Raw genomic sequence first — 7,942 nt, 5'->3', positions numbered from 1 at the left:
GCCTTTGGCGATCAGTGAAATACGAGTGCGTCTACCTGAATGCTTTTGAAACAGGCTCTGAAGCCCGTGAGGGAATAGGCGCCTGGATCACCTATTACAACGAGAAGCGCCCGCACTCATCGCACGGGCTGCTGACACCGGACGGGGCCTATGATAGTCAAGGCCCAGGCCTGAAGGTTGCCGCCTGAAATGAAATCCATGCGATAGCTTAGCCTGGCGGAAAATGGTCAAAAACCGGGACCATCTCTCACGTGTAAACAGTTACTGTAGCTTCCTCACAGGTGTGGTCCCTGACTGGCTGCAATTCTTCCTTATAATTAGCAGGATATATATATGTGTAGTATTTTATATTTATTTGTAGTGTTGTTCAGAAGTACAAACGTGGAGGCGATCATTTGTGAAAAATTCAATAAATTGCAAAGATATTGGAATTAATTAATTTGTCCGTTTGATCGTTCGTTAGATTTGATAGGCACCTAGGTGTTCAGTCCCGGCATTTGATGGATCGGATTAAGTCTGAAACGATCAGGTTCTGAAGTCCATATCTTGCAAATGTATTCGTATGGCGTCAGCCCGCGTAGCGTCTTCAGCCTGCGCCCGAAATTGTAGGCGTTGATGAAGTCCGCGAGATGGGCTTCGAACTGGCCATGATCATCGTAGTGGAAGCGTTTGACGGTAGCCTCCAGTCTCATCCTCGACGCTGGAGGCAAAAAGCGGTGAAAGCGGATCTTCCTGATCTTAGCGTTCGGCGGCAGTGCAGTCTGCTGTCGCTGGCGCGCTCCAGCCTCCACTATCAACCGCGCGGGGAAAGTGCCGAAAACCTGGCGTTCATGGAAATCATCGACCGACAATTCCTGGAGACGCCTTGGTACGGCTCGCGTCAGATGGCCCGCCACATGCAGCGAGAGGGCCACAGATGCGGGCGGCACCGGGTGCGACGGCTGATGAGGCTCATGCGTCTGGTGCCGATTTTCCAAGAGCCGAAGACGAGCAAAAAATACTCCGGCACAAGATTTACCCGTACCTTCTCAGAGACTTGGCCATAACCCGGCCTAAGGCTTGTGGGGATTCATCGTGAGTTTATGACAGCAGCGGCGATGTAGATCATAGCCTCAAAGCTCTGGTCGGTTTTGCAAGCACGCATGGCGATACGCTTGAACTATTTGAGTTTGCAGAAGAAGTTCTCGATCAGATGGCGCCATTTGTACATCTCAGCATCAAGCGGGATTGGCCTGGCCCGTCGCGGGTGTCGCGAGATGAGGACCTTCGCGCCCCGATCATTGAGATCGGCGATGATTTCGTTGCTGTTGAAGGCCTTGTCGGCGAGCAGCGCGCCGAATTCAATTCCCTCGATGAGCGGCGGAACACCGACCGTGTCGAAGCGGTGGTCGGGCATCAGGTGGAAGCGGACAAGGTTTCCCAATGCATCGGTGAGAGCCAGAACCTTGGTCGTCATGCCTCCTTTGGAGCGGCCTATGGCCTGGCTCTGAGTCCCCTTTTTGCGCCCTGGCCGTGTCGGTGAACCTTGACGATGGTCGCATCAACCATGGCGTATTCCATGTCCGGCTCATTCTATAACGCATCGAAAATCCGCTTGAAAATATCACCCCTGCGCCAATCACTGAACCGCCGGAAGGCCGTGCTCCAGTTCCCAAACTTCTCTGGCAGGTCTCGCCACGGACTACCGGTTCGGGCAATCCACAACACCGCCTCAATGAACAGGCGGTTGTTCACCCCGCTTCGCCCAGGATCTGTCGATTTGCCAAGGCAATGCGGTTCTATCTGAGCCCACTGGGCATCCGTCAGTACAAAGCGGTCCATCTGAAGGGTGAATCACATTCTGGCGCAAATGGGAGTCCTAAATCCCCACAATCCTTTAGGACGCCTCGCTGGAACCATCCGCGTTGACGGGTCTGCTAAAACCGGCATCAATTGAACTTTGATCGAGCATTTCGCTTGGCAAGGCGAATTGCATTTTGTGTCATCTTTTCCACATTATTGGCTTCTCGCTCAACGATGAGCGAAGGGATCCAATTCATTGATCCGACGGCGAAGACTGAGCCGCCACTGTCATTTGGCGTGAAAGCAATGTCGGACCGTATCGGTTTCCCGCGACCCAAATCCATCATGTGATGTGTGTGCAAACCCTCACTAGTTGCGAGGCGAATTGTTGCTTTTGGCGTTCCATCATTCAATCCAACACAGTCGATTTCATCACCTGCTGCACCGCCAAGGCTGTGCCCGAAATCACCAATCATCTCATCAGGATCAATCCCGGCGAAGAACTCTTGTCCGCTAGTGTTAGAACGAGCTTCGGGTAACTGAACATAGCCAGGAGCTGGGCCCCATCCCTGAGAGCAGAAGCCAACACCTACAAGCTGGTTGGGAGGCCGTCCCACGTCTGACCATCGGCCAGCAGGACGTTTTCCGGACAATTGGTTATCTTCGGGATCTGCGCCTGGCCAGACGCCTGCAAAGTTTGTAGTACGTCGAATTTCGATAGTATCGGCAGGGCTCGCCAATGATGGTGCAGCGACCAGTTCAAAGCCATTCCCACCCAAATAAAGTAGGTGACCGCCGGTTTCGATGAAGTGTTGTAGGTTATCGAGAATTTCCGCCGAAACGTATTCCGGGTGGCAGCCGGTGAGAATGATATCATAATGGTTTAAGTCAGCTGGTTCCTTGATGTGCAAGGAGTCGTCTGTCAAAAGATCAAATTCAATGCCCTGCTGGTCGAGCCAGTGGAGAAGCTCAAGGTCGGTACAGAAATTTCGGGTGGTGTGGGTCAGCCAATGGATGTGGCCTGGTACAAAGTCGATCAGCGGATGACGTCTGCATGCGAGGTGTGTGACCGTACCGTTTGAGTATTTGTCGTAAAGCGACCAACCCGGTTCAACGCCCGTTGCCAAACGTCTGTCAATGTCCGTCAGCTGGACATCGCGGTCAGTCACTTCTGAATAATCACCGAGCGTAGCGGCTTCAGAGCCTTGCCTGTAACCTGCGTAGGCCAAATAGGTGAAGGTCGACATCAGCACCGCCACACGGTTTTTTGGTGCGCGAGGTTCGACGAAAAGTGGGATATGTGTGGTGCCCGATGCATTTTGACATTTGGCTGTGTACATACCTGGCGGCAGATCATTGGGCAGTGAAAACCCTACTGTAGCCGGCCATTCAACATCGCCAATGTCTTCGGGATGGAATTGTATTGCGGAGTGACCGCCCTGCCCGTTAGAAAGGCCCCAGACAGGGTTGTTTTTTTGTATAGATTTCGATGGGTCTGTGAAAAGCTCTTGCGTGTCAAGGCCGCCGACGATTTGAGCGTCGCAGATCCTAAAATGAGCACCGCGGCTTTGGTCCGATCCAAAAGTGATCTCTGTTGGGATTGGAATGGCTTCGCCACTGAAGGAAACGGCATCGCCGTTAGCGGCTTGCCTCTTATTGAGCGAGACGTTTGTGGTTGTCCCATCGCATGTAATTTCTAGGATTAGCCAGTCTTCAAGTTCGACTGCTTTTTCAAATCTGAAATACTTCGCGATCACCGCGAGTTTGAACCCATCATATATTACTTTGACACCTGTAACCCCTGAGGTACTGAGAACCGCGACCGTAGCTGAAGATTTTGGAGCGCTCTCAAGGCGCAAACCAAAACTTAGCGACCAATGATTGGACGACGACACCTTGATTTGCTCGCTAGCGGCACTTCCCGGTACGATTGATCGTTCAACAAGGTTTCCCCACCACACGAGATCGTTGTTTGGTTCGGCAACCTTATTACCATCGAGCGGGTGAAGCGTTACCGTCGTCTCACCTGCTCCTGACAAATGTAGCGTTGCTTTGTCGCCCGGTCGTGTGACCCAATCATACCAGTAACCAGTTGCAATCATCATTCGACCTCATTGAGCTGCAGTTGGAGGTACGCGTTATCAATGCGCGCCGTCGGCAAAGGTTAGCTTTGCCAAATTTAGCTACATTGTTCTGCAAGACCGTCCTTGGCTACTTCCGGGCAACTACTTAAAATTTCCGGCAAACCATAAAAATTTTCATAAGGAAAGGGATTCAGACTGTGCGAAAACTCGCGACGACGCCCTGTCGCGGGCCCGTTTCGAAATGCGCTGGGAAGTTCAGTTCAACCTGTCGCTGCATCCCGAAACGGCCCGTTCCTTCCACGACGAGAACCTGCCGAAGGAGGCCCACAAACTCGCCCAATTCTGCTCCATGTGCGGGCCGCCAAGAAGAGATGGAGGAAATGTTCCTAGAACGCGGCTTTGAGGTGGACCACCGCACAATCAACAGGTGGGTTTTGGCGTTTGCGCCGCTGATCGAAAACCGGCTACGCCGGTTCCGCAAACCGCATTGCGGCTCGGTTCGCGTCGATGAAACCTATTTGTGCATCAAGGGCCGATGGCGCTATCTGTATCGAGCCCGGCGCTTTCCCATGTCACGTCCGGCGATCGCGATGGAACGCTTATAGCCACATGCCGGACAGATCCGGCCATTCGGCCAAACCATTGCTTCCACCAGACGCCGACAACGTTCTTCGTCCGAGAACGCCTTCGTCATGTCGTCGACAGTTCGGATCACCGAAAGCGCTGCATGATTGCGGTCCGTGTGACGGCGCCGTCATAGGCACCATCCATTGCCCGGCAGGCGGAATGCGAAGCAATCTGCCGAGAGGGGCTAGAAAGCGGTGCACGGGTTCGTCAATTTGATCCAAAAGATCCGGCACGGCCGACGGACCACCGATGTCGTCTGTCGTCAGCTCACTGCATTCGATCTGACCTGTTTCCAGATCCAGCCCCAAGTGGAGCTTGCGCCACGAGCGGCGCCTGGATGTCTTGCCATGCTTGGTTTCCAGCCATTCTCCGGCCCCGAAGATCTTCAGGCCGGTACTGTCTATGACTAGGTCAAGGGAAACAGGCGTTTCGGATCGTGCCCGTGGCAAAGGCGCAAGCCGGCCGGCTCTGCGCGAGAGTGTAGTAAAATCAGGAATGGCCAGCTCCAGCCCCATCAGCCTGAACACAGAGCGCAGGAACCCTTGGGTTTGCCGCAGGGCTGAATGGAAAACGGGCCGGAGCTCCAGACAAACCGTGATCGCCAAATGGGAGTATGTCCCCGGCCGGCCCCGCTTGCCGGTGCGCGCAACGACCCAGTCATGCGCCACACTCTCATCAACACAGGCCGTTTGGATTTTTGCAACAACGCCCGTTTCCATCACGATCCGCTCAGGACAAGTGCAGTGCGCCTTCAGCGCCTTAAGCAACGACACAGGATCGGTTGCAACCTTGCCACGACCAACAACCTTGCCATCCCAGTCCTTCACACAGAACAAAGTCTCTTCCTTCGAAACATCAAATCCAACATACTCTGAACACGGTCACTCTCCTTTAAGCCCTCTTGGGGCGTGTGCTACGACCCCGCATCATAGGCTCAGGAGAGTGGCCGCCGGAATTACGCTATGTATTAGTCCTAATCAAATGCTGTCAGGGGTATTGATATGGCAAACCGCCAGTCCATTGCATAGGACAATTTGGACCGCGGCCGTAATGAGCAATCGTGCGTCGTTAGCTACACCATTTTCGAAGACCGGTACCGCAGTATAGTAAGAGTTATACTCCATCGCGATTTCCCAAAGATGGCGAAGCAAGAAAGTTGGATTAGCCTTTTGCGCGGACTCTGCTAGTCGTATCGGCATTTGCTGTAGCATGAGCAGCAGGTGGGCTTCTTGGTTCGATAGATTGTATTGCTGGATTGTGTCTACGCTCTTTGGCGGTTTCCCGTGCCTGCGTAAAATCGATCGAGCACGGCACACAGTATATATTACGTAGGCGCCGCCTGACCGCTCAAACCCTCGAATTGTGTTGTCGAGACAAGACGTATCTATTTCTACGGAGCCTTTGATGTCTTGCTTCAGATCATTGAAAATGAGAGAGCCGACCGTCAAATCACGCGCTGCCTGGCGACGTTGCATTTCATCGACATTATCCCTACCGGACAGCCTTTCATAGTAGTATTTCTCAGCTTGTTCGAGTAGGGAATTCACATTGGCAACGCTGTCTCGGGAGGACAGTTTCTTACCGGAAGTCTCGTCAACATAGAACCCGAAGTAGATATGCTTCAGCTCTGTTTGAGCCGGATCAACGACACCCAGGACTTCAGCCGCAGCGAAGAGGCGTTGGAAATGTGATTTTTGTTCTTGGCCTACCACATATGCGATCAAGTCAGGCGAAAACAGATCTCTCCTCCGGTACAAGGCGCCAATGTCACGGGTCGCATAAATGCTGCGTCCGTCACTTCTCAGGAGCACCATTCGTTCTCCAGATGGAAGGCGGGCGACTGTCGATCCAACGTCTTTTCGAACTGCTTGGATACGCACTTCGGCTTCCGGTTCTGATATTTCGCCGGATTGTTTCAGCGATTCAATATGACGAATTGCCTCATCGGAAGCCGATACTGAAAAGAGTTCAGCACGGCCTTCAGCACAGGCTTGTTTCACAACCTCAAGGCCATCCCGGAAATAGAAGCTCTCCCCAATTGTAAAATCAATATCTATGTTCAATCGGCGATAGAAGGCCTCAAACTCTCTTAGGCTCCATTGCACCATTTGTTGCCAAAGCTCTACTTCTTCTGGGTCGCCGGCCTCAAGCTTCTCAAACCGTTCATTCGACGCGGTAGTAAATTCGGCAAACACCTTTTTGAGACCCGCCAAATCCTCTATGTCAGGGAAAAATCGCGACATAATTTCGCTGTCTTCGTCAGACCAATCCTGAGCCTCAATCTCGTTCGTTGCCAGCTTTTCCAATGTGCGCCTGACTGAATACACAGCCAAAAGGCAATCATTTTGCGTGGAATTTTCGGGCATTGCGCCTTGAAAACGCCGATACCCTTCAAGCAAAAAACCAAAGCCACCAAAATCATTGATGTGATTTATGCGAAATACGTTTGCTCCGCAGGCGTCATACATGTTGGAAAGAACTTCACCAACGATTGTTGAGCGGATATGGCCAGCATGAAGTACCTTTGCTACATTTGGGGAAGAATAATCAACAACAACGTTCCGATTTTCAAATACATCTGAATTTCCAAATGAAATTTCTTGCGATGACACCTGCTCTGCAGTTCCAAGCAAAAAGTCATCGCGAAGAGTTATGTTGATATACATTCCTTTGGCTTCGACTCTTTCCACTACGCCTTTCATCGAGGCGGAATTGAGCTCTGCGACGATTGCAGGAAGGTGCTCGCTTATAAAGCGCTTCGGTCCACCGGCAGCTAGCAAACTAGGAACTTTGAGGGCAATGTCTCCTCCGAATTTGTCTCTGCCAATTAGGTCCACTTTGATCTGTACAGTGGTGGCAGAAGTTGCCTTTTGAACGGATTTACTCAGTAAGTTTTCGAGTTGACACCAGAAATAGTTCGGATGCCGTGGATTGTCTTTCCTATTCCTTAAGGTGATGATTTCTTCTTTCTTCTCCTTGATGAACTGGTACTGCTTGCTGACAATTTCTTTGAGAAGCGAGCCTCGTGGCTTTTTTATCGTCACACTATCTGCAGGTGGCATAGCTTGTAGTCCATTCTGACACATGTCTTGCTCGGAATTCCGATTCAACAGTGATGATGTTTGTCGCGTCCTGGCGAGGTTGGTTAAATAGTGAGCATCGCATTGCCCTATTTTTTCCGCAAACCTGTTCAAGATCTCACAGCACGGGGTTGGAGTGCGATTTTGTGTACTCTCGCCGTTCGGCTCAAAAAGCTAGAAGAGCGAAGTTGCCAATTTCGTGACCAAATTGCAGAAAAAAAGGTTGAAAAAATATTTTAGCAACTACTGATTTTAGCCGCATTCCCACTGAATAATAATCTGGGCAACACATGGCGTTGTTGCAAAAATCCAATTTGTGCCCTACCTGAGCTTCGCTGTCTCGCTTCAGAAGTTTCGTGAATGCCGTTC

Annotated in this window: 4 protein-coding genes and 7 pseudogenes; 4 read left to right on the top strand and 7 right to left on the bottom strand. The window is 51.6% G+C overall.

What is annotated here, in order from left to right; genetic code table 11:
- A partial coding sequence (locus tag Q0835_RS28875) for an integrase core domain-containing protein (RefSeq protein ID WP_298966758.1) occupies positions 1-188 on the top strand: 188 nt, incomplete at its 5' end.
- Between the two features lie 288 nt (positions 189-476).
- Here Q0835_RS28875 and Q0835_RS28870 read toward each other — a convergent pair.
- Positions 477-683, bottom strand: a pseudogene (locus tag Q0835_RS28870) (IS3 family transposase); the annotation flags it as partial.
- Positions 684-737: 54 nt separating this feature from the next.
- Between Q0835_RS28870 and Q0835_RS28865 the strand changes: the two are divergent.
- Positions 738-1,054: pseudogene (locus Q0835_RS28865) on the top strand (IS3 family transposase); the annotation flags it as partial.
- 15 nt (positions 1,055-1,069) lie between these two features.
- Here Q0835_RS28865 and Q0835_RS28860 read toward each other — a convergent pair.
- A pseudogene (locus Q0835_RS28860) lies at positions 1,070-1,821 on the bottom strand (IS5 family transposase).
- 107 nt (positions 1,822-1,928) lie between these two features.
- On the bottom strand, positions 1,929-3,887 hold the full coding sequence (locus Q0835_RS28855) for a N,N-dimethylformamidase beta subunit family domain-containing protein (protein WP_298966755.1): 1,959 nt from the start codon (positions 3,885-3,887) through the stop codon (positions 1,929-1,931).
- Positions 3,888-4,065: 178 nt separating this feature from the next.
- Here Q0835_RS28855 and Q0835_RS28850 point away from each other — a divergent pair.
- Positions 4,066-4,227, top strand: a pseudogene (locus tag Q0835_RS28850) (phosphomethylpyrimidine synthase ThiC); the annotation flags it as partial.
- Between the two features lie 7 nt (positions 4,228-4,234).
- A pseudogene (locus Q0835_RS28845) lies at positions 4,235-4,423 on the top strand (DDE-type integrase/transposase/recombinase); the annotation flags it as partial.
- Here Q0835_RS28845 and Q0835_RS28840 read toward each other — a convergent pair.
- The 4 genes and pseudogenes from Q0835_RS28840 to Q0835_RS28825 form a co-directional block, all read right to left on the bottom strand.
- Positions 4,420-4,560, bottom strand: a pseudogene (locus Q0835_RS28840) (transposase); the annotation flags it as partial. The pseudogenes Q0835_RS28845 and Q0835_RS28840 overlap by 4 nt on opposite strands.
- A gap of 133 nt (positions 4,561-4,693) precedes the next feature.
- Positions 4,694-5,212: pseudogene (locus tag Q0835_RS28835) on the bottom strand (IS5 family transposase); the annotation flags it as partial.
- A gap of 258 nt (positions 5,213-5,470) precedes the next feature.
- Positions 5,471-7,555, bottom strand: a complete 2,085-nt coding sequence (gene argS / locus Q0835_RS28830) for an arginine--tRNA ligase (RefSeq protein WP_298966752.1) — start codon at positions 7,553-7,555, stop codon at positions 5,471-5,473.
- A gap of 184 nt (positions 7,556-7,739) precedes the next feature.
- On the bottom strand, positions 7,740-7,942 hold a 203-nt coding region (locus Q0835_RS28825; protein ID WP_298966749.1), incomplete at its 5' end, for a hypothetical protein.

The organism is uncultured Roseibium sp., from assembly GCF_947499295.1.
GTDB lineage: Bacteria > Pseudomonadota > Alphaproteobacteria > Rhizobiales > Stappiaceae > Roseibium.
Note: the sequence above shows the minus strand (reverse complement) of the source record. Positions and strands in the feature narration are given on the sequence as shown.

Excerpts from the sequence above, each read along its gene's own strand:
- Q0835_RS28855 (WP_298966755.1), bottom strand. The coding sequence starts at position 3,887 with ATGATGATTGCAACTGGTTACTGGTATGATTGGGTCACACGACCGGGC.
- argS (WP_298966752.1), bottom strand. The coding sequence starts at position 7,555 with ATGCCACCTGCAGATAGTGTGACGATAAAAAAGCCACGAGGCTCGCTT.